This is a genomic window from Bacillus sp. FSL L8-0193 (assembly GCF_037976065.1).
In the GTDB taxonomy this organism is placed as follows: Bacteria; Bacillota; Bacilli; order Bacillales; family Bacillaceae; genus Bacillus; species Bacillus paralicheniformis.
Genome location: NZ_CP150261.1, coordinates 2,363,493 through 2,383,443, shown reverse-complemented (window position 1 = coordinate 2,383,443; position 19,951 = coordinate 2,363,493). Strand labels below are relative to the sequence as shown.

Here is a 19,951-nt window from a genome sequence, read left to right as displayed (position 1 = left end):
AAACCTTTTCGCTCACATGACTTTAAAATCATAATTTATGATGGCGAAAAATACAACTGATCAATAATCTTAATATAATCAATTCTTGGCGAGTATCCAAGTGAAATGGGGTGAGCGGCTTCCTGAAGCTCGTCTTTTCGGATCGATTTTCTGCCGTTTTGCTTTTTCCGCTCCCAGAAATAAAATAATTTTTCTGCTTCCAAAAAATAAATTTCTTCAAAAGCGGATATGATAACAAAACAAATGCCGTCTTGCGCCACAACCTGCTTCATATGCTCGATCTGATGATCGTGGAAATTCTGAAGCGGGAACGAGGTTCGGCTCTTTGTTTCTTTCGCTTCAAAATCGATGTAGCGGCCTTTATAAACCCCATTATAATCAGTAGTTGACGACTGCTTGAAATATGCTTCTTTGATAACCGCAGCGCTTCGCTTCGGATAATCGACCTGGACAATCTGTACAGGTGTCGGTTTTTTATGGATGACCGCAATCGAATGAGATTGATAATACATATTCGTTTCATTCAGGTCATCTTCGAGGGTCATGCCGCGATTGGAATACGACGGCTTCTTTTGCAAGGATGAGGCAGCTGTTTTCGGCTGATAGGATTTGCCGTTCGGGTAACGAATCACTTTCTTCATCCTCCTTTTACAAAAAATCTGGATACTAACGGAAGTGGCTGATCTTGCACAACACTTTTTCCGCGGCGGAGCTGACGAGCCGCATTCAAGAGCTGACCGCAAAACTGAACAAGGACAATATCTCACGGACAAATGCCTACAAACGCTACTTTGACCGCCATCCTGAAATCAAGTGGTCGCTTTTGGCTTCATTTGTTTCCCGGAATGCCGGCTGGTCGATGACCGATTTAAAAGGGCGCTTATTCGAGCTCGGACTTACGGCTTTTCAGCAGAAATGGCTGTTTTTAGCGTATGAGAGAGCGAACTGGCTGATCTTTTCAGACGCCTATCCGCAGCTCCTGTTATACCATTGGTCCAAGCAGCTTGGCCAGCCGCTGTTTCATTTGCTCTCCTCATTTGGCGTGTCTTCATTTATGAAAACGGAGTGGGAGCGGTTCTGGCATGAGCGCGATCAAAAGCGGCTCATGTACGCTCTCATTATAAATGAACAAAACACTATCCAAACTCCTATTATACAAAATCCTTTGTTTAAAAAGAATGTTTTTCAGACGATTCCTTTTCAGCTGTGTGAATGGTTTCACTTCAACACGGTCATTTTCCCGACGGTTGAAGGCGTTTTTTACGGTGTGTCTGTCAAACGCTTCACCAGTTTAAAGGAAAGGATCAAGCTCGGCAAGCAATTAAGCGAGCTGCTGTTTTCGCCTGAGCTTTTCCCCGGTTTTTTTCACTTTACATCATGTGTTCCGCATACCGGGTCGCGCTTTGATATGGAACGCTGGGCAGGGGTTAAAATCAGAACCTCGCCGTTTTTGAGAACGTGTTATCCCGTTGTTGCCCATTCATTAGACGGATTAAAATCCGATTGGTTTCGCGGAGGAAAGAGAGAGGCAATGTTCAAAGATGAAAAACTGCCGAAAACGATCGAAATCACCGATTGGTATTTTCAAAAAAGAAGGCAGCTGCAGGCATTGTTTTCGCTGGAGCATTGGCTGAATAAGAGGTAAAACAAAAAAGCAAGGGTTCTCCTTGCTTTTTAAGTGGACGGGCGGTTAGGTCCGCCTAATTTTTTATCCAGTGTGTCTGTTTGTTTAGCATCAGGTTTTGTTTTCGCAGGTGTTTTCTTTTTGTTGTTTTCCACAGCGGGCACCTCCTTACCTTTTTAGATTTTGCAAAAAAGCGCTGATCATACCATTTTTCGCAAGATCACTTGTCGAAAGCGGCGCGTTTGGCTGGAAAATGAGTTTCTTTGGCGGTTTGCTTCTAGTTTTGTCAGCTGCGGAGGAGAGGGGGCGCATAGGGGAGAATGCATAGAAGGCGATCAAAAAGGAGGGAAGCAAATGAACGGATTTGCAAGCAAAGACTCGGTCCTTCAAATGCTTTTGGAAACGGAATCAGACATGTCGTCTGCTGAGAAGGCTTTGACAGAAGCAGTACGCCGGGCGGAGTATGAAAAGCGGGCTGGCTGGAACGAACGGCTCGATCTGATTGAAAAAGAACTGGCAGAGCTCTTGGCTTGTTTAAACAGCACGTTAATGGGAGTGGAGCCAAGAGGAGAGACGGCATAAGCCGGATTCGTTGTAACGGTCGTCTTCCTTTGGTACGATAAACCCGAGGTGAAAAAATTGGATACACAATCTCTTCTTGTACAGACACGGGAATTAATCCGCCTTGTAAAAGAAGCGGAAGAACGATACAGTAAGGGAAAAGAGGAAGGGACGGAATACGATTTTTTCGAGGTTGTCAAACCTTCTGTCGAGAGACTCGAACAAACAGTGAAAAGCTGGCTGGCGGAAAGCCTGCCTTATATCAATGCCAATCGGCCAAAATACATTTATGAAGAACAGCTCAGCTCGGTGGAGGAAAATGCAAATGAAATTTTCATGCAGTCCTATTTTTGCAAAATCCATAAAAAACGCTTTAAAGATCTGACGGAATCCATCCTCTATACGCTGAAAAACGTAGAAGACGATATATTAAAAGAAGACCGGGATTAGACCCGGTCTTCTTTTTTATGAGGGCTGTTTGTTTAGCTGGCGTCCGTATTCATATCATAAGCAGGGTGCTGTGCGCCATTCGCTTCAAGAACTTTCATACTTGTGCGAAATTCGTTTAATGTCAGATGTCCCTGGATATACAAAAACTTGGCGAAATCCATCAGTTTGTTCATGCAGTCTGTCTCATACTGTTTCATCTCGGCAAAACAATTTCTTAAGTATGATACGTTCATATGGTGCATCCCCTCTCCTTTATATTAATAATATCGTACCATAACAATTCGACTTTTTTCTGTTTTTCAAATATTAAAATTTTCGACACTTTTTGACAAACTTGTGACAGAACCTTTGGAACAGGAAATGCCTTTATATCATACACATATAAAAAAGGGCTTTAGGAGGAGAGGAAAGATGGAAGAGAGGAGAACCGCCGTATATCCTTATTCCGGCCCCGGTGCATATGTTCAAGCCGATCAGCAAAACCATCATGCCTATCATCCCGTTCAGCCGTACTACAGCCAGGAAACCGTCCCGTACGCTCATCCAGCTCAGCGGCCGCAGGCCTATCAGCAGCCGATCGAGCAGAATGTGGACCCGTTTTCAGTCTATCATCAGCCTGTTCAGCAGCAAATGCAGCCGCCGCTTCCGCCGTTTCAGGCATTTCCTTATCAGCATCCATATCCCTCGCCGCGGCCGAATCTCCACCAGCCATCACAGTTTCAAAGCTTTCTGTCGCAATTCAAAAAAAAGAACGGGCAGTTTGATTTCAGCAAAATGATGGACACCGCTGGCCAGATGGTGAGCACGGTCAACCAGGTCGGAGCGCTGGCCAAAGGGTTTATGGGATTCTTCAAATAAAAAAAGCATGGATGAAGGTCATTCATGCTTTTTTTGCTCCGGAAATGAGACCGTGAGGATATTTCGGTTCCACGACGTCTTCATTGTTTCTTCGCGGACGGGATATGGGAGCAGAACGGTTCTGGACAGGCTTGTAAACGATGAAGAACCGCCGCTTTCTTTTTTCTCCTTCAAGGCGACATGAAGATACCTCGATTTCGCTTCAATCATGATATCTCCGTTTTGAAACGATTCAGGAACGGCGATGTCGACGTGAAGCGCCTCATTCTCCTCTCTGATGTTCATGGAAATGGTGGAATTCTGAAGCTGGTCTGATATCAGTTTTTGGAATGAATTTAAAATATCGTGGAAAGGTGAATTGTAAAATAACTGTTCAACCGCTTCTTGAATTTCGTCTTTCTTGCTGAGCGAGTGATTGTCGTTTTCCTTAAAATCCATTCTTCATCACCCCGGTTTTTTATTTTCAGCTTATGCAGGGGCTCTTGGTATGGTTATTCATTGATGGGAATTTGAAAGTGTGGTTAAATAGTGGGGAATCCAAAGATTTATTTAACCTGTTCCTCTTTTAATAGCCATCATAAAGAGGCGTTTTGAAAGGAGCCCAACTGTATTGCTGAAAAAATTATTCGGTATTGGTCAGAAACAAAATGAAATGAAAGAAGAAACCGTTTTTTCACCGGTTGACGGACAAGTTTTGGAACTTTCAAAAGTCCCTGATCCCGTTTTCTCCCAAAAGATGATGGGTGACGGAATGGCTGTCGAGCCTTCCGCAGGCGAGATCGTCTCACCTGTCGACGGGGAAGTGATCCAGCTGTTCCACACAAAACATGCCATCGGCATCCGTTCACTGTCCGGCGTGGAACTCTTGATTCATATCGGTCTGGAAACCGTAGCGATGGAAGGCGAAGGTTTCACAGCCCATGTCAAAGAAGGAGACAAAGTAAAAGTCGGCGATCCTTTGATAACGTGCGATTTGGAACTGATCAAGGAAAAAGCGAGCAGCACCATTACGCCGATCGTCATTATGAACGGCGATGTGTTGGAGCGCGTCACAAAACATGAAGAGGCAAAGGCGAAAAAAAGCGAGACAAAGCTCATGGAGCTTAAAGTTAAGTAACAGCAAAAAAGCAGAGAGCGATTCTCTGCTTTTTCATTTTCTCAGGAAATCACCTCTTTCAGAACGAACGGACATTCGCTAAAATAGAAGGGAGAGGTGACAGCGTTGTTTCAAAAACGAAATTTGACAGATATGATTCAGCTTCTGAAAGAAGACCAAGCTTTCAGCAAGCAAATTGTTCATTGGCATACAATTGAGGAAAAAGAAGCGGATTACCGCGATTTTCCTGAAGGTTTAGATAAAAGAATCGTGCATGCTTTACAGCAGAGAGGGATAGAAAAGCTGTATTCCCATCAGGCTGACGCGTTTCTGCACAGCGCCGCCGGCAAAAACGTGACGCTTGTGACGCCGACGGCATCCGGGAAGACGCTTTGCTACAATCTGCCCGTCATTCAGCGGATCACAGAAGACCAGGATGCGCGCAGCTTATATCTTTTTCCGACAAAGGCATTGTCACAGGACCAAAAAAGCGAACTGAACGAATTAATCGATGAAATCGGTGCGTCGATCAACTGTTATACATATGACGGAGATACGTCGCCTTCGATCAGGCAGAAAGTCAGAAAAGCAGGACATATCGTCATTACAAACCCGGATATGCTGCATTCGGCGATCTTGCCCCACCATACAAAATGGGTGTCATTGTTTGAAAATCTGAAATATATCGTCATCGATGAGCTTCACGTATACAGGGGAGTCTTTGGCAGCCATGTAGCCAATGTCATCAGACGGCTGATGCGGATCGCTGAATTTTACGGAAGCAAGCCGCAGTTTATCTGTACATCCGCGACGATCGCCAATCCATTGGAGCTCGCTGAGACGCTCACAGGGCAGCCGATGCATCTGATTTCAAACAACGGCGCCCCGTCGGGAAGAAAGCACTTTTTATTTTACAACCCGCCGATGGTCAACCGTTCGCTTAACATCAGGAAAAGCGCGACCCTTGAAGTGAGAAAGCTCGCATCCGAATTTCTGAAAAACGGTATTCAGACGATTGTGTTTGCAAGAAGCAGAGTCCGGGTTGAAATTATATTGACATACTTGCAGGAAGTGATGAAACCGATTGTCGGCCCTCATTCGATTCAGGGGTACAGGGGCGGCTATCTGCCGAACGAGCGGCGCGTCATTGAAAAAGGCCTTCGCAGCGGGGACATTAAAGGCGTTGTCAGCACGAATGCGCTTGAGCTGGGCGTTGATATCGGACAGCTGCAGACATGCATCATGACCGGATATCCGGGAACGATCTCGAGCGCCTGGCAGCAGGCCGGCCGTGCTGGAAGAAGGCACAACGAAGCGCTGATTGTCATGGTGGCAAGTTCCGCCCCGCTCGATCAGTACATTGTACAGAATCCGGACTATTTCTTTAAACAAAATCCCGAGACTGCCGTCATTAATCCGGATAACCTGGTCATTCTTGTCGATCATATTAAATGCGCAGCCTTTGAACTGCCTTTCAAAAGAACGGACACATTCGGCGGTGCCGAAATCGAGGATATTCTTGACTACTTGGCAGAAGAAAGAGTCCTCCACTTAACCGGGAACACGTATCACTGGATGAATGACGCTTTTCCGGCGCACGGCATCAGCTTGAGGTCGGCTTCTCAGGAAAATGTTGTCATTATTGATCAGTCAAAGCGCGAGAAGGCGAAAGTGATCGGGGAAATGGACAGGTTCAGCGCCATGACGCTTCTGCACGATGAAGCCATTTATTTGCATCAAGGCATCCAATACCAGGTGGAAAAGCTTGACTGGGAGGAGAAAAAGGCGTTTGTCCGCGAGGTTCAAGTTGATTACTATACGGATGCCAATCTTGCCGTCCTATTGAGAGTTCTCGAAGTTGACAAGGAGAAAAAGACAGAAACCGCAGCGTTCGGTTTTGGGGATGTGACCGTTCAGGCGAAAGCGACGATTTTTAAGAAAATAAAATTTGAGACGCATGAAAATATCGGCTCAGGCCCGATTCATCTGCCTGAAGAGGAACTGCATACCAATGCGGCTTGGGTGCAGGTGAACGATGAGGAGCGGCAAAATTGGAACGACATCAAATTGGAAGAAGCTTTGCTTGGGACTGCAAACGTCCTGGGACATGTCGCCGCCTTAAAAGTGATGTGCGATCCGTCTGATCTGCACGTTTTTCCGCAAATTAAAGCCGTTCATAACGAAAAGCCGACGATCTTTTTGTATGATCGCTATCCCGGCGGAGTGGGGCTGTCTCAGAAAGTGTATGAACAAATGCCTGAGATCATCAGTGAAGCGCATCGGCTGATTTCAAGATGTCCGTGTGAGTCAGGATGCCCTTCCTGCATAGGAGTGGGCGGCAGCGGCGATCAGACAAAAAACAATGCGCTGCGCCTTTTAAAAGGCTGGAAAGGTTGAGCGGAATGTCTTTAAAACGAAAACTTAACCGCTATAAGCATCACCTGGGAAATCAAGCGAAAGAAGAAAAAACGGATTCTCCGGCAGAAAAGCGGACTTCCGCGTCCGTCGGCTTTGAGAAAGAATGGGCCGAACTCGGTGTTAAACCGTATGTGTTTGAGGAATGCTATTGCCTGATCAGGGAAGTCGTTTATCCGTTGACACATGTTCATGGCCATTACGCATTTTCTGAACTGCATGAGACGGTTAGGCGCTGGAACAACAGCGCAGTTTCCCATTCGCTTTCAAGCAAAGGGTATACACCGAGCCAGCTTTTCTTCTTTGATACGGAAACGACCGGTCTCGGGGGAGGGGCCGGCAATACGATCTTTTTGCTCGGCCATGCACGGGTGTATGACGACCGCGTAGTCGTCAAACAGCATCTGCTGCCAAAGCCGGGGCACGAAGCCGCCCTCTATCACAGCTTCCTGAGTGAAGTCGATATTCAGTCTCTTGTCACCTATAACGGGAAAGCGTTCGACTGGCCTCAGGTGAAAACGAGGCACACGCTGATCCGCGACAGGGTTCCGAAGCTGCCGGATTTCGGCCATTTTGACCTGCTCCACGGATCCCGCCGCCTTTGGAAGCATAAGTTTGACCGCGTCTCTTTGGGGACGGTGGAAAAGGAAGAGCTGGGTGTTGGAAGAACTGAAGATACGCCGGGCTACCTGGCGCCGATGATGTATTTTCATTTTTTAAAGGAGGAGCGTCCGGAAATCATTGAAGGCGTTTTGCGCCACAATGAGCTTGACGTGCTTTCTTTAATTTCTCTTTACATCCATTTATCGAAGAAAATCCTCACTCCGGAGCAGACAGCGGAAGCAAACGAAAAGTACGCGATGGCCAAATGGCTTCTCGCCAACCGGGAGACAGAGCTTGCGACAGCGCAATTGCAGGAGCTTGAAAAAAAGCCTTTCGAGCAGTCTGAACGCGCATCATTCGATTTATCTATGCAGTATAAAAAGCAGGGCATGCTAAAAGAAGCCGCATCCCTTTGGCTGAAGCTCCAAAATGGAACAGACGGAAAAACCGCCTGGCGCGCAGGCATCGAACTCGCCAAATACTTTGAACATCGAAAGCGGGACATTCGGGCCGCCCTCGAGGTAACGGATAACCTGATGCTGCAGCACGGTTCACAAAAGTTTGAGCTGACCGAAAAAGAAGTAGCCGGTCTTTTGAAACGGCGCGAGCGGCTGGAAAGGAAATTCGGACGAAATATTCCCCGGGCAAGCGCAGAAAACGACGATCTTCGAAAGCCAAACATTTCAAGCATGTTATGAATTGTAGAAACCGATCGCTTCTTGTAAAATAGCGTTAGAATGGTTTGAAGGGAGCGTCGATATGTATAAGGGGCTGTTTTATCTGTTTTTTGTCGTCGTACTGTTTATCGTATTAATCATGACGAATTTCAAGGAAAGCTTTATGGCTTACTTTTAAAATAGGTTTTTATATTAGTACATGTTTACCCCTTGCTTCATAGTTTAATAGTGTATATAGAAGCTTAAAGAAAGGGGAATTTTCATGCACTGTAAACCGCATGTAATGGCGCCGATTGTTCATCCTACTCAATGCTGCTACAACCATACGCAAAGCAAAACCGTCGTACCGCACATTCACCCGCAGCACACAACGAATGTCAACCATCAGCATTTTCAGCATGTTCATTACTTCCCGCAAACTCAATCAGCTGTCAACCAGGCATCACATCAGCACTTCGTGAGCCCTGGCGCAGGAATGATGCCCGGGCCTGGAGCGATGCCAGGACCTGGAATGGGTATGGGTCCTTACTAAAAAGGATTTTCGGAAGTTTTGTCAGGATGAACGAGCGCCGGATTGAACGTGAGCAACAGAATATCTTTTAAAAAAATGGGGCGGAATACGGCCCCATTTTTTAGCAGGTGATCATAATGAAAGTATTGGCCGTTACAGGGTACAAGCCGTTTGAACTGGGGATTTTCAAACAGGAAGACAAGGCCCTGTTCTACATAAAAAAAGCGCTTGAAAACCGATTGACCGCCCTGCTTGAGGAAGGGCTGGAATGGATCCTTATCTCAGGCCAGCTCGGCACGGAACTATGGGCGGCGGAAGTTGCGTTTTCGCTGCAGGAAGAATATCCCGACTTGAAAGTGGCGGTTATCACTCCGTTTTTGGAACAGGAAAAGAAGTGGAACGAGAAAAATCAAGAGCAGTATGAAGCTGTGCTCGCAGCCAGCGATTTCACTGAAAGCTTGACACACAGGCCGTACGAAAGCCCGGTCCAATTTAAACAAAAAAACCGGTTTTTCATCGAAAAGGCGGATGGCTTATTGATTCTGTACGACGAAGAAAGAGAAGGCTCGCCTGTGTATATGCTGAATGAAGCAAAAAAAGCTCAAGAAAAACGCGATTTTCCGATTTACACGATTACGATGGATGACCTGAGAGTCACCGTTGAAGAAAGCAGCTTTTACGAAGAGTAAAAAGTGCAAGAGAAAATTTGACATTGCACACGTTTTCTGAAAAAATATAAGATGATGATTCACGATATGAGGTGAAAAAGATGCTTGCTGATAAAGTGAAGCTTTCTGCTAAAGAAATTTTGGAAAAAGAATTCAAAACAGGAGTCAGAGGCTACAAGCAGGAAGATGTTGACAAATTCTTGGACATGGTCATTAAAGACTATGAAGCCTTCCATCAGGAAATCGAAGAATTGCAGCAGGAAAACCTGCAGTTGAAAAAACAGCTTGAAGAAGCGAACAAGAGACAGCCGGCTCAATCAAATACGACCAATTTTGATATTCTAAAACGGCTTTCCAATTTGGAAAAACATGTGTTTGGAAGCAAATTATACGATTGATGAAAACCGCTTGCCCTTTAGAACAAACTAAGCTATAATAGTTGATGTCTTAACGTTCGGGTAATCGCTGCAGATTTTACATCTGTAGAGGAAAGTCCATGCTCGCACGGTGCTGAGATGCCCGTAGTGTTCGTGCCTAGCGAAGTCATAAGCTAGGGCAGCCTTGCAGAAGGCTGACGGCAGGAAAAAAGCCTACGTCCTTTATGGATATGGCTGAGTATCCTTGAAAGTGCCACAGTGACGAAGTCTCACTAGAAATGGTGAGAGTGGAACGCGGTAAACCCCTCGAGCGAGAAACCCAAATTTTGGTAGGGGAACCTTCTGGACGGAAATGAACGGAAAGAAGGACAGAGTTGACTCTGTAGATAGATGATTACCACCCGAGTACGAGGCTTAGCAGCCGACAGCAGTACGACGGAACAAAACATGGCTTACAGAACGTTACACACTATTATGATGATGACAATGTATAAGCTCTCCGCAGGTAGGAGAGCTTTTATCATGTAAAAAACATACATAAAAACAGGTGATATGATGAAAACCTATACATTAATTGCAACAGCGCCGATGGGAATTGAAGCGATCGTTGCCAAAGAGGTGCGAGATCTAGGATATGATTGTACGGTTGACAACGGCAAAGTCGTGTTCGAAGGTGATGCCCTCGCCATCTGCAGAGCCAATCTGTGGCTGAGAACTGCTGACAGGGTGAAAGTGCAGGTTGCCGAATTTACGGCCAAGACCTTTGACGAGTTATTCGAGAAGACAAAAGCGGTCGACTGGAGCGCCTATCTTCCTGAACACGCCTCATTCCCCGTGACGGGAAAGTCTGTTAAATCAGTGCTTGCAAGCGTGCCGGACTGCCAGCGCATCGTCAAAAAGGCGATCGCCGAGAAGCTGAAATCAGCGTATCAGACACAAGGCGGGTGGCTTGAGGAAACAGGCCCGGAATATAAAATCGAGGTCTCCCTTTTAAAAGACAAAGCGGTCATTACGCTTGATTCATCCGGAGCCGGGCTTCATAAACGGGGATACCGAACCGGTCAAGGGGAAGCGCCGCTGAAAGAAACCCTCGCTGCAGCATTGATTCAATTGACAAATTGGACGCCTGACAGACCTTTCGTCGATCCGTTTTGCGGTTCGGGCACGATACCGATCGAAGCGGCTTTGATCGGCCAAAATATTGCGCCGGGTTTCAACAGGGATTTTGCATCCGAAAGATGGGAATGGATCAGCAAAGAAGTGTGGGATCAAGCAAGGCTTGAAGTCGAAGACAAAGCGAATTATGATCAGCCGCTGTCAATTTCGGGGTATGACCTGGATCATCGTATGATCGAGATCGCCAAAGCGAATGCCGAGGAAGCGGGACTAGCCGATTTCATCGAATTTAAGCAAATGCAGGTAAAGGATTTTCGGACGAAAGAGGAATACGGCGTGATTGTCGGAAATCCGCCGTACGGGGAACGCCTCGGTGAAAAGAAAGCAGTCGAAGCCATGTATAAAGATATGGGCGAAGCATTTGCCGGACTTGATACGTGGTCTGTTTACATGCTGACATCAAACGAGCGTTTTGAAGAGTGCTACGGGAAAAAAGCGACAAAAAAACGGAAACTCTTTAACGGTTTTATTAAGACGGACTATTACCAGTATTGGGGGAAAAGGCCGCCAAAACCGAATAAAGAGAAGTGAAGTTAAAAGGCTGCCATGAAACGGCAGCCTTTTTTCTTTCCATAGCTGGAAAGCCGCCGAACGGCGTTTTTAAATTTGCGCGCCCGCGTGATTATCCCCTTAAAAGCGCATGGCAAAACATCGATTCACTAGTAAATCCATGAATCATTTTTCTTTTTATAAGACGAATCATAGCATTTTTTGCGCGGCTCATAGTAGCAGTCTTTCTTGCAAGGTTTGTGGTAATCGTAGTCTTTTTTACAAGGCTCATGGTAGTAATAATCCTTTTTGCAATAATCGTAATCCTTCTTGCAAGGCTTGTGGTAATCATAGTCTTTTTTGTAATCCTCATGGTAGTAATAATCCTTTTTGCAATAATCGTAGTCCTTCTTGCAAGGCTTGTGGTAATCATAGTCTTTTTTGTAATCCTCATGGTAGTAATAATCCTTTTTGCAATAGTCGTAATCCTTCTTGCAAGGTTCATGGTAATAGAAGTCTTTTTTGCAAGGCTCATGGTAGTAGTAGTCCTTTTTGCAATAATCGTGATCCTTCTTATAAGGATCATAATCATAATCCCAATAATCTTTCTTTGCCGGTTCATAATAGTACATAAACTCTCCACCTTTAGTCTATAAATTTTTAAGTCCCTACAGGATATGATAGAAAAACAGAATAGACTGGGTTTTTATTGTGGATAAAGCGCACATTGTCTAACACAGTCCTTACTATCTGATGTTAAGCTTTTGTTTGACTGGAAAAAGGGTGTTTGACCGCTGTGAAAACGGTTAAACGTAAATGTTGATATTTGATAACTTCTCCGAAATTTTGATACAATCAAAACCAGAACAAATATTCGATGGTAAGTTATCAAGGTGAGCAAAGCGTTTAGCAACTTGTTAAAGGATATCGGCAGATTACCACATACCCAAAAAGAACAAGATGGGTTAAACGCTATGTTGAACCTTCTTCCACTGTGGGTGGTCGATTAATCAAGGTGTCGCTGCGAAATATCTTGATTTTTATTTGTCGATAGTCGAAATGACAGTTTACGACTCGCAAAAATGAATGTGCAGTCCTAATTCAACCATTAAGCAGATTGTTAAAAAATGTTGAATCATTAAAAAAGAAAAATGAGGTTTGTATATGAATTCTGTCAGCCAAGAAATCCAAGATTTGTCCATTCAATCGTTGGAGTCAACTTTTAATAAACTAACAAATGCTTATAAAAGCACGAAAGAAAAAGGTTCAAACACAACTCTTGTCAAAAAGAGACTAAACGCAGTAAAAATTGGTTTAGAAAGCCTAAAAGGTATTTGGAATGGAGAAGATTTTGGCTATAACGAAGAAATCATATTGACTTCTAAAGAAGTTTTACAAGGTATCATTCCATCTATTGAAAAACAAATAGCCAAAGCAAAAGAAGGCAGTCCTCAAAAAACATTAAATGAGCGTCGCTTGACTGCACTAAAACTGGCAATCGAATCTTTGGAGAACCGTCTTATATAAGACGGTTCTTAAAGTTTTTAATTGTTCCGGAATCGGGTGAGTTACATAACAAGATTGAAGGAAACCATATATACTATGGATTCCCTTTATTTTTGCGTATTTATCAAGAGCAAAGAAAAAACATAAAATCAGCCTGTATAAAAACGATTCATCCTGCATATACTCGGGATTATTGATTTTGAAAAGGGGTGATTTCATGTTGAACAGCGATCACATTCATATGATTCAAAAAGCGCTGGAGACGTCAGAAAACCAGCTCGAGGACATTGGCGAAGAGCGCCTTACATATGCGAAGGAAGAATTGAAAAACGCGATCAGCCATATGGAATCGACGGATCATCCGTTTTTGACGCATTCGATTTACCGGAAATAGTTAAGAGAGGCTTCCTGCTCCTTTTCTCAAATCTTTCTTGTTGAATTTCCCGAATCATAGTGATAGGATAGAAGTTCTGAAAACTCGATAGTTGGGGGTTGGAGCAGGGTGACAGCATCTCGTCTGCCTTTTTCATTAACAAAAACAAAAAACTTTTATGAAGAACTGAACAATTGGATCGGTGATGTATTTTACGATATTCTTCCTGAAAAAGGCTTTGATTTGCGCGATGAGCAAATATTCATGGCTTTTCAATTAGAACGGGCATTTAAGGAAAAGAAGGTCATGTTTGCAGAAGCCGGAGTCGGAACCGGAAAAACGCTCGTCTATCTTCTGTTTGCCTTGAGCTATGCCAGGTATACGGGCAAGCCGGCGGTCATCGCTTGTGCGGATGAGACGCTGATCGAACAGCTCGTCAAAAAAGAAGGCGATATTTACAAAATTTCCGAGCATTTGGGCTTGACGATTGACGCAAGGCTCAGCAAATCGCATGATCAATATTTATGTTTGAAAAAACTGGAGAAAACGATGCAGCGATCTGATGATGAGAAATGGCTTGACCTCTACGAAAGTCTGCCGTCTTTCGTTCATGAATCGCAGGGCATGCAGTCTTTTTATCCGTACGGAGACCGCAAAGAGTATTCGTCTTTATCAAATGATGAATGGTCTGAAATCGGTTACGATTCTTTTCAAGACTGTCTCACGTGCGACATGAGGCACCGATGCGGACTTACACTGTCAAGAGACCATTATCGAAAATCAACCGATTTCATCATCTGTTCCCACGATTTCTATATGGAGCACGTTTGGACAGAAGAGGCGAGAAAACGGGAAGGCCAGCTTCCGCTTTTGCCGGAACACAGCGCTGTGGTTTTCGATGAAGGGCATCTGCTCGAGTTTGCGGCGCAAAAGGCGCTGACGTACAGGGTGAAGCAATCGACGCTCGAAATGTTTCTCGAGCGCCTGCTCGGCAATGACATCAGAGAAGAATTTGCAGAGCTTGTCGAAGAAGCGCTTCGCGCCAACGACGAATTTTTCGGTTTGCTTTCAGAAAACGCCGAAAAAGCAGAAGGCTCTGAGCGCATGCGCATCAAAGATCATGCCAATCTGAAAAAAGCGGCCGCCGAGCTGTATGATTTGCTTGAAAAGATCGGGGAGGCGCTCGTTTTTGAAGGCGAGCTGTACACGATCGACCAATACGCTTTAACCGTTGTTGAAGAGTATCTCGAACAGATGGCTTACTCCCTTTCGCTCTACAGGAAAAATGCGATCAGCTGGCTTGAGCAAAAAGAGCTTGAGTCAACATTCGTCGTCATGCCGAGAACCGTCTCCGAAGTTCTCGGAGAAAAAGTGTTCTCCAAGCAGATTCCATTTATTTTCTCATCGGCGACATTATCGGAAAACGGATCGTTCGATTATTTAGCGACAAGCCTTGGGATCCGCGACTACTTATCATTTACCGTTGATTCGCCGTACGACTATGAAGAGCAGATGAAAGTGTACATCCATCGAATTGAGGAAAAAGAAGCAAAAGAAAAAGCGGCAATCCGTGCAATCAAAGAATCGGGCGGGAAAACGCTGCTCCTGTTTCCGTCTTTTGAGGAGCTTCTGTCCTTCAAGCGCCGGACTGCACAGGAATCATTTTCGTTTCCTGTTTACTTTGAGGGGGATGAAGAAATCAGTACAATTGTTGAAAAGTTTCAAACGGTTGAAGAATCCGTTTTGTGCTCTGTGCATCTATGGGAAGGGCTCGATATTCCCGGAGATCCGCTGCAACATGTCATCATCTGGTCGCTTCCTTTTCCGCCGCATGATCCTGTGTTTGAAGCGAAGCGGAGCGGTTTGGAAAACGCCTTTCGCGAAGTAGACCTTCCTTACATGCTGCTAAGGCTGCGCCAAGGCATCGGCCGTCTGATCAGATCAAACAGCGACCGCGGCACGATCAGCATTTTTGCGGGCGATGAACAAGAATGGAATGTGATAAAAGAAGTCGAATCTGTGCTTCCTGTTCAGCCGGTTTATGTATAAAGAAAAGCGGACATCCCGCTTTTCTTTTTTTTGGCTGCATAAAAGTTGACTTTCGTAAATATTTCCATTAGTCTGATTACAATTCGCATCATATAAGGGAAGAGGAGGATGAATGATGTCGATCAATACATATGAAAAAGAGTTTTTAGAAACATTAAAGAAAATCAGCCGGTATGAGCAGGCGATTAACGTGATGTATTGGGATATGAGGACGGGCGCGCCGAGAAAAGGCGAAGAAAGCCGCGCCGAAGCGATCGGACAATTGTCGGCAGACGTCTTTCAAATGAGAACGTCCCCGCGGATGAAGGAGCTTTTGGATGCCCTTGCCGAGCAAAAACAGGATCTGCCTGCCGATACACAGAAAGCGGTTGAGGAAGCGAAAAAAGAATACGATTTAAACAGCAAGATTCCGGAAGAAGATTTCAAAGAATATACGACGCTGACATCCAAAGCGGAATCCGTCTGGGAAAAAGCGAAAAAGGCGTCCGATTTTTCTCTCTTTGCTCCGTATTTAGAAAAAATCATCGACTATAAAAAACGGTTTATCTCGTACTGGGGATATGAAGGCCACCCCTATAACACCCTTCTGGACCAATACGAACCAGGTGTTACAGTCGAAAAGCTCGACGGCCTTTTTTCTGAATTGCGGGAGGCGATCGTTCCGCTTGTACAAAAGATTGCCGCCAGTGATCAAAAGCCTGATACGGGCTTTGTGCACGAACGTTTTCCAAAAGAGCGGCAGCGCGATGTATGCCACTTTTTCTTAAAAGAACTGGGCTATGATTTTGAGGCGGGGCGCCTGGATGAGACGGTTCATCCTTTCCAGGTGACGATCAGTCAAGGGGATGCCCGGGTGACCACAGCATATAATGAAAACGATTTTCGCTCGGCCGTTTTCGGAACGATTCATGAATGCGGCCATGCCATTTATGAACAGAACATTGATGAAGCGCTGGGCGGAACCAATTTAGCAGACGGCGCATCAATGGGGATACATGAATCCCAATCCCTTTTCTATGAGAACTTTATCGGCAGACATCAAGGTTTTTGGAAGCGGTATTTTGAGAAAATAAAAGAAGCAAGTCCTGACCAGTTTGCAGGCGTTACTGCTGAAGGGTTCTACAGGGCCGTTAATGAATCAAAGCCGTCGCTGATTCGGATTGAGGCTGATGAGCTGACATATCCGCTGCATATTATGATTCGCTACGAAATTGAAAAAGCGATTTTCAGCGGCGAAGTATCGGTCGGAGACCTTCCGAAACTATGGAATGACAAATATGAAGCATATCTGGGCATTACGCCTCCTGACGATGCTAAAGGAATTCTCCAGGATGTCCATTGGTCCGGCGGCGATTTCGGTTATTTCCCTTCATATGCGCTCGGATATATGTATGCGGCTCAACTGAAATCAAGCATGCTGAAAGATTTTCCGGAGTTTGACCGCATGATTGAAAACGGCGAATTTGAACCGATCAGAAAGTGGCTGACAGAGCACGTTCACATCCACGGCAAAAGAAAAAAACCGTTGGACATCATCAAGTCTGCGACAGGCGAAGAATTAAACGTCCGTCATTTAATCCGCTACCTGAAAGAAAAATATACAACACTCTATTTGTAAAAAAGAAATCCCTCCCGTGAGTCCGGGAGGGATTTTTGGATCAGAATTTTCTGTTAAATACGAACATTAAACTAAAAAAATGTGTGCAGGTTCGTCTTTTTTTGTTTTATCCCTTTTCAACCGGATCGAAAGTTGATATAATTTGATACATTATATCACTCATATAATCGCGTGGATATGGCACGCAAGTTTCTACCGGACACCGTAAATGTCCGACTATGAGTGGGCGCTAAGAAAACGAACGTCATTTAGTGAAACAGACGGAATTCGTCTTTTTAAGCATTGCCCGCTCGCATTCAAAATCCGAGCGGACAATGCTTTTTTTTATGAAGGGCAATTGATGAACGGAGGGGTTTAATGGAAAAGCTAAAACGAAAAATTGCAGAGCATGGCACGGTGTTGTCTGACGAAGTGCTGAAAGTTGATTCATTTTTAAATCATCAAATCGATCCGGAATTAATGCTTGCTGTGGGCGAAGAGTTTGCCTCGCTTTTCCGGGAGGAAGGCGTCACGAAGATTGTGACGATCGAATCCTCAGGCATCGCACCTGCCGTGATGGCAGGCTTGAAGCTGGGCGTGCCGGTAGTATTTGCAAGAAAGCGTCAATCGCTTACCTTAACGGAAAATCTGTTGACGGCTTCTGTCTATTCATTTACAAAAAAAACGGAAAGTACGATTGCCGTATCAGCCAGCCATCTTTCAAAGGATGACAAAGTTCTGATCATCGACGATTTTTTGGCAAACGGACAAGCGGCGAAAGGGCTCGTTTCCATCATTGAACAGGCCGGCGCAAAGGTGTGCGGAATCGGGATTGTTATCGAAAAATCATTCCAGACGGGCAGGGAGGAGCTTGACAATCTTGGAATCAGAGTCGAATCCCTTGCGCGTATTGCATCCCTTGCCGATGGAAAAGTTACCTTTTTACAGGAGGTTGGGTCATGAAACTTACGGCCGGTAAAACCGTTTCATTAAGTATTCAGCACGTCCTGGCCATGTATGCAGGAGCCGTTGTCGTGCCGCTGATCGTCGGCGGCGCTCTCGGCTTGACGCCGGCTGAGCTCACATACCTTGTGTCTGCCGACATTTTGATGTGCGGTGTGGCGACACTGCTGCAAGTTTGGAAAAACCGCTTTTTCGGAATCGGTTTGCCTGTTGTATTGGGGTGTACGTTCACAGCCGTTTCACCAATGATTGCGATTGCTTCAAAATACGGTATTCCAGCGATCTATGGAAGCATCATAGCAGGCGGTGTGATTGTCGTTATCGTTTCTTTTTTCTTCGGAAAGCTTGTTAAGTTTTTCCCTCCCGTGGTCACAGGATCGGTCGTCACGGTGATCGGTATCACCTTGATTCCCGTTGCGATGAACAACATGGCCGGCGGTGAAGGCAGCAGCGATTTCGGTGAGCTGTCCAATCTTGCTTTAGCTTTTTCCGTTTTACTGGTCATCGTCCTTTTATATCGTTTTACAACAGGATTTATCAAATCAATTTCCATTTTAATCGGTTTAATTGCAGGAACAGCCGGCGCCGCTCTGATAGGAAAAGTTGATTTTACAGAAGTGGCAAACGCAGGCTGGGTGCAGATGATCCATCCGTTTTACTTCGGCACTCCCGTTTTTGAGATCACACCGATCTTGACGATGTCCCTCGTGCTGATCGTCAGCCTTGTCGAGTCTACAGGCGTCTACTTTGCATTGGGTGATTTGACGGACCGCCGGCTGACAGAAAAAGATTTAGCAAAAGGCTACCGTGCCGAAGGGATTGCCGTGCTGCTGGGCGGGGTTTTCAACGCCTTCCCTTATACGGCCTATTCGCAAAACGTCGGTCTCGTCCAGCTGACAGGAGTTAAGAAAAACAGCGTGATTGCGCTCGCTGGAGCTTTTCTTATTCTGTTGGGGCTGTTTCCGAAAGCCGCTGCTTTAACGACGATCATTCCTAAACCTGTGCTCGGCGGCGCTATGGTCGCGATGTTCGGCATGGTAATCGCCTACGGGATCAAAATGCTGAGCCGGGTTGATTTCGGAAAGCAGGAGAACTTATTGATCGTAGCGTGTTCCATCGGAATCGGCCTAGGCGTGACGGTTGTACCGCAAATGTTTCAAAACCTTCCCGATGCCGTCAAGCTTTTGACAGAGAACGGAATTGTCGCGGGAAGCTTTACAGCCATTCTCTTGAATGCGATCTTTCATATCCATCCGTTTTCTCGTCATGCTGAACAGCCTGAAGCAGTTCCAACTGAAAAATCAGCCGTTTAAAACCTCACAGATTGTGAGGTTTTTTTGCATTGCGGATAAGCCATACTACCGGTATGAAGAGGAGGCGTAACGAATGGAAACTGTGAATGAGCTTGTCGAACGAATCAGCACGAAAGACGGCGGTGAAGCTGTCATCCGTCCCGTCAAAATGGCGGATGCCCCCGACATCATTGAAGCAGTAAAAGATGTGATTCAAACCGGTGTGTACATCCAAAAAGAACGGCCGCGCACACTTGAGGAAGAGCGGGCATTCATCAGCGATATGATGGAAAAGGATAACATGTATGCGGCGGTTGAAATCGATGGTGCGGTGTACGGAATTGCCCGGGTCATTCGCGGCGACCTCAAAATGAAGCGGCACACGGGGCTGTTCAGAACATGGCTTCACAGCAAAGCGCAAGGGCTTGGGATTGGCAGGGAAATCATGTCCTACACCCTCAACTGGTGCAGGCTGCATCGTCTGCATAAGCTCTGCCTGACCGTATTTTCTGCAAATAAAGCAGCGCTGTCGCTCTATGAGAAAAGCGGCTTTATCATTGAAGGGGTTCAAAAGGAGCAGGTTTTTGCGGACGGGAAATACGAAGATGAAGTGCTGATGGCCTATTTTTTCGAGAGGTCCACATAAGGCCGGGCGATTCGGGAGAC

At 45.5% G+C, this 19,951-nt stretch carries 23 protein-coding genes, 1 other RNA gene, 1 pseudogene and 1 riboswitch; of the genes and pseudogenes, 20 read left to right on the top strand and 5 right to left on the bottom strand.

What is annotated here, in order from left to right; genetic code table 11:
* Window positions 1–35: 35 nt before the first annotated feature.
* On the bottom strand, window positions 36–632 hold the full coding sequence (gene recU, locus MHH76_RS11910) for a Holliday junction resolvase RecU (protein WP_003182896.1): 597 nt from the start codon (window positions 630–632) through the stop codon (window positions 36–38).
* 80 nt (window positions 633–712) lie between these two features.
* Between recU and MHH76_RS11905 the strand changes: the two genes are divergently transcribed.
* The gene (locus tag MHH76_RS11905) at window positions 713–1,645 is read left to right on the top strand and encodes a DUF2515 domain-containing protein (RefSeq protein WP_239692930.1); all 933 of its coding nucleotides are present in this window, start codon (window positions 713–715) and stop codon (window positions 1,643–1,645) included.
* 29 nt (window positions 1,646–1,674) lie between these two features.
* On the opposite strand, the gene sspM is transcribed toward MHH76_RS11905, so the two are convergent.
* On the bottom strand, window positions 1,675–1,779 hold the full coding sequence (gene sspM, locus MHH76_RS11900) for an acid-soluble spore protein SspM (protein ID WP_025811234.1): 105 nt from the start codon (window positions 1,777–1,779) through the stop codon (window positions 1,675–1,677).
* A 199-nt stretch (window positions 1,780–1,978) separates the two neighbouring features.
* Here sspM and MHH76_RS11895 point away from each other — a divergent pair, with 199 nt between their 5' ends.
* Window positions 1,979–2,206 carry a YppD family protein gene (locus MHH76_RS11895; RefSeq protein WP_020451918.1) on the top strand — a complete coding sequence of 76 codons (228 nt, stop codon included), beginning with the start codon at window positions 1,979–1,981 and terminating at the stop codon, window positions 2,204–2,206.
* A gap of 57 nt (window positions 2,207–2,263) precedes the next feature.
* Window positions 2,264–2,635 (top strand): YppE family protein, encoded by a 372-nt coding sequence (locus MHH76_RS11890; RefSeq protein WP_020451917.1) that lies wholly within the window; start codon window positions 2,264–2,266, stop codon window positions 2,633–2,635.
* 32 nt (window positions 2,636–2,667) lie between these two features.
* On the opposite strand, the gene MHH76_RS11885 is transcribed toward MHH76_RS11890, so the two are convergent.
* On the bottom strand, window positions 2,668–2,868 hold the full coding sequence (locus tag MHH76_RS11885) for a YppF family protein (protein ID WP_011198064.1): 201 nt from the start codon (window positions 2,866–2,868) through the stop codon (window positions 2,668–2,670).
* A gap of 178 nt (window positions 2,869–3,046) precedes the next feature.
* Here MHH76_RS11885 and MHH76_RS11880 point away from each other — a divergent pair, with 178 nt between their 5' ends.
* Window positions 3,047–3,493, top strand: coding sequence for a YppG family protein (locus MHH76_RS11880; protein WP_020451916.1), 447 nt, complete (start codon window positions 3,047–3,049; stop codon window positions 3,491–3,493).
* An 18-nt stretch (window positions 3,494–3,511) separates the two neighbouring features.
* Here MHH76_RS11880 and MHH76_RS11875 read toward each other — a convergent pair whose 3' ends face one another.
* Window positions 3,512–3,931, bottom strand: a complete 420-nt coding sequence (locus MHH76_RS11875; RefSeq protein ID WP_020451915.1) for a hypothetical protein — start codon at window positions 3,929–3,931, stop codon at window positions 3,512–3,514.
* A 172-nt stretch (window positions 3,932–4,103) separates the two neighbouring features.
* Here MHH76_RS11875 and MHH76_RS11870 point away from each other — a divergent pair, with 172 nt between their 5' ends.
* The 8 genes from MHH76_RS11870 to MHH76_RS11835 all read left to right on the top strand — a co-directional run bounded on the left by MHH76_RS11870 (window position 4,104) and on the right by MHH76_RS11835 (window position 11,547).
* Entirely contained in the window at window positions 4,104–4,610 is a 507-nt protein-coding gene (locus tag MHH76_RS11870) for a PTS glucose transporter subunit IIA (protein WP_020451914.1), read from the top strand.
* A 105-nt stretch (window positions 4,611–4,715) separates the two neighbouring features.
* Window positions 4,716–6,986, top strand: coding sequence for a DEAD/DEAH box helicase (locus MHH76_RS11865; RefSeq protein ID WP_023857412.1), 2,271 nt, complete (start codon window positions 4,716–4,718; stop codon window positions 6,984–6,986).
* A 5-nt stretch (window positions 6,987–6,991) separates the two neighbouring features.
* Window positions 6,992–8,305, top strand: a complete 1,314-nt coding sequence (locus tag MHH76_RS11860) for a ribonuclease H-like domain-containing protein (protein WP_026579402.1) — start codon at window positions 6,992–6,994, stop codon at window positions 8,303–8,305.
* 241 nt (window positions 8,306–8,546) lie between these two features.
* Window positions 8,547–8,816: a CotD family spore coat protein gene (locus MHH76_RS11855; protein ID WP_020451911.1), complete on the top strand. Its 270-nt coding sequence runs from the start codon at window positions 8,547–8,549 to the stop codon at window positions 8,814–8,816.
* Between the two features lie 116 nt (window positions 8,817–8,932).
* Window positions 8,933–9,484 (top strand): DUF1273 domain-containing protein, encoded by a 552-nt coding sequence (locus MHH76_RS11850; protein WP_020451910.1) that lies wholly within the window; start codon window positions 8,933–8,935, stop codon window positions 9,482–9,484.
* Between the two features lie 80 nt (window positions 9,485–9,564).
* Window positions 9,565–9,861 (top strand): cell division regulator GpsB, encoded by a 297-nt coding sequence (gpsB, locus tag MHH76_RS11845; RefSeq protein WP_003182873.1) that lies wholly within the window; start codon window positions 9,565–9,567, stop codon window positions 9,859–9,861.
* Between the two features lie 52 nt (window positions 9,862–9,913).
* Window positions 9,914–10,300: RNase P RNA component class B (gene rnpB / locus MHH76_RS11840), an RNA gene on the top strand.
* A 95-nt stretch (window positions 10,301–10,395) separates the two neighbouring features.
* A complete protein-coding gene (locus MHH76_RS11835; RefSeq protein ID WP_020451909.1) occupies window positions 10,396–11,547 on the top strand; it encodes a class I SAM-dependent RNA methyltransferase in 1,152 nt (383 codons plus the stop codon).
* 128 nt (window positions 11,548–11,675) lie between these two features.
* On the opposite strand, the gene MHH76_RS11830 is transcribed toward MHH76_RS11835, so the two are convergent.
* Window positions 11,676–12,137: a hypothetical protein gene (locus tag MHH76_RS11830; RefSeq protein ID WP_020451908.1), complete on the bottom strand. Its 462-nt coding sequence runs from the start codon at window positions 12,135–12,137 to the stop codon at window positions 11,676–11,678.
* A gap of 261 nt (window positions 12,138–12,398) precedes the next feature.
* Between MHH76_RS11830 and MHH76_RS11825 the strand changes: the two are divergent.
* The 8 genes and pseudogenes from MHH76_RS11825 to MHH76_RS11790 all read left to right on the top strand — a co-directional run.
* Window positions 12,399–12,517: pseudogene (locus MHH76_RS11825) on the top strand (IS1595 family transposase); the annotation flags it as partial.
* Window positions 12,518–12,669: 152 nt separating this feature from the next.
* Entirely contained in the window at window positions 12,670–13,032 is a 363-nt protein-coding gene (locus MHH76_RS11820) for a hypothetical protein (RefSeq protein ID WP_020451907.1), read from the top strand.
* Window positions 13,033–13,228: 196 nt separating this feature from the next.
* The gene (locus MHH76_RS11815; RefSeq protein WP_020451906.1) at window positions 13,229–13,405 is read left to right on the top strand and encodes a hypothetical protein; all 177 of its coding nucleotides are present in this window, start codon (window positions 13,229–13,231) and stop codon (window positions 13,403–13,405) included.
* A 108-nt stretch (window positions 13,406–13,513) separates the two neighbouring features.
* Window positions 13,514–15,433 carry an ATP-dependent DNA helicase gene (locus MHH76_RS11810; RefSeq protein ID WP_020451905.1) on the top strand — a complete coding sequence of 640 codons (1,920 nt, stop codon included), beginning with the start codon at window positions 13,514–13,516 and terminating at the stop codon, window positions 15,431–15,433.
* A gap of 115 nt (window positions 15,434–15,548) precedes the next feature.
* Window positions 15,549–17,051, top strand: coding sequence for a carboxypeptidase M32 (locus MHH76_RS11805; RefSeq protein ID WP_023857407.1), 1,503 nt, complete (start codon window positions 15,549–15,551; stop codon window positions 17,049–17,051).
* 139 nt (window positions 17,052–17,190) lie between these two features.
* A riboswitch (purine riboswitch) is annotated at window positions 17,191–17,290 on the top strand.
* Between the two features lie 118 nt (window positions 17,291–17,408).
* Window positions 17,409–17,993: a xanthine phosphoribosyltransferase gene (xpt, locus tag MHH76_RS11800; protein ID WP_020451903.1), complete on the top strand. Its 585-nt coding sequence runs from the start codon at window positions 17,409–17,411 to the stop codon at window positions 17,991–17,993.
* On the top strand, window positions 17,990–19,306 hold the full coding sequence (locus tag MHH76_RS11795) for a nucleobase:cation symporter-2 family protein (RefSeq protein WP_020451902.1): 1,317 nt from the start codon (window positions 17,990–17,992) through the stop codon (window positions 19,304–19,306). The genes xpt and MHH76_RS11795 overlap by 4 nt, the downstream gene beginning before the upstream one ends.
* 73 nt (window positions 19,307–19,379) lie before the next feature.
* A complete protein-coding gene (locus MHH76_RS11790; RefSeq protein ID WP_020451901.1) occupies window positions 19,380–19,931 on the top strand; it encodes a GNAT family protein in 552 nt (183 codons plus the stop codon).
* Window positions 19,932–19,951: the final 20 nt, after the last annotated feature.

Excerpts from the sequence above, each read along its gene's own strand:
- xpt (WP_020451903.1), top strand. The coding sequence starts at position 17,409 with ATGGAAAAGCTAAAACGAAAAATTGCAGAGCATGGCACGGTGTTGTCT.
- MHH76_RS11875 (WP_020451915.1), bottom strand. The coding sequence starts at position 3,931 with ATGGATTTTAAGGAAAACGACAATCACTCGCTCAGCAAGAAAGACGAA.
- gpsB (WP_003182873.1), top strand. The coding sequence starts at position 9,565 with ATGCTTGCTGATAAAGTGAAGCTTTCTGCTAAAGAAATTTTGGAAAAA.
- MHH76_RS11835 (WP_020451909.1), top strand. The coding sequence starts at position 10,396 with ATGAAAACCTATACATTAATTGCAACAGCGCCGATGGGAATTGAAGCG.
- MHH76_RS11850 (WP_020451910.1), top strand. The coding sequence starts at position 8,933 with ATGAAAGTATTGGCCGTTACAGGGTACAAGCCGTTTGAACTGGGGATT.
- MHH76_RS11830 (WP_020451908.1), bottom strand. The coding sequence starts at position 12,137 with ATGTACTATTATGAACCGGCAAAGAAAGATTATTGGGATTATGATTAT.
- MHH76_RS11885 (WP_011198064.1), bottom strand. The coding sequence starts at position 2,868 with ATGAACGTATCATACTTAAGAAATTGTTTTGCCGAGATGAAACAGTAT.
- MHH76_RS11795 (WP_020451902.1), top strand. The coding sequence starts at position 17,990 with ATGAAACTTACGGCCGGTAAAACCGTTTCATTAAGTATTCAGCACGTC.
- MHH76_RS11880 (WP_020451916.1), top strand. The coding sequence starts at position 3,047 with ATGGAAGAGAGGAGAACCGCCGTATATCCTTATTCCGGCCCCGGTGCA.
- MHH76_RS11895 (WP_020451918.1), top strand. The coding sequence starts at position 1,979 with ATGAACGGATTTGCAAGCAAAGACTCGGTCCTTCAAATGCTTTTGGAA.
- MHH76_RS11815 (WP_020451906.1), top strand. The coding sequence starts at position 13,229 with ATGTTGAACAGCGATCACATTCATATGATTCAAAAAGCGCTGGAGACG.
- MHH76_RS11790 (WP_020451901.1), top strand. The coding sequence starts at position 19,380 with ATGGAAACTGTGAATGAGCTTGTCGAACGAATCAGCACGAAAGACGGC.
- MHH76_RS11855 (WP_020451911.1), top strand. The coding sequence starts at position 8,547 with ATGCACTGTAAACCGCATGTAATGGCGCCGATTGTTCATCCTACTCAA.
- MHH76_RS11820 (WP_020451907.1), top strand. The coding sequence starts at position 12,670 with ATGAATTCTGTCAGCCAAGAAATCCAAGATTTGTCCATTCAATCGTTG.
- MHH76_RS11860 (WP_026579402.1), top strand. The coding sequence starts at position 6,992 with ATGTCTTTAAAACGAAAACTTAACCGCTATAAGCATCACCTGGGAAAT.
- MHH76_RS11805 (WP_023857407.1), top strand. The coding sequence starts at position 15,549 with ATGTCGATCAATACATATGAAAAAGAGTTTTTAGAAACATTAAAGAAA.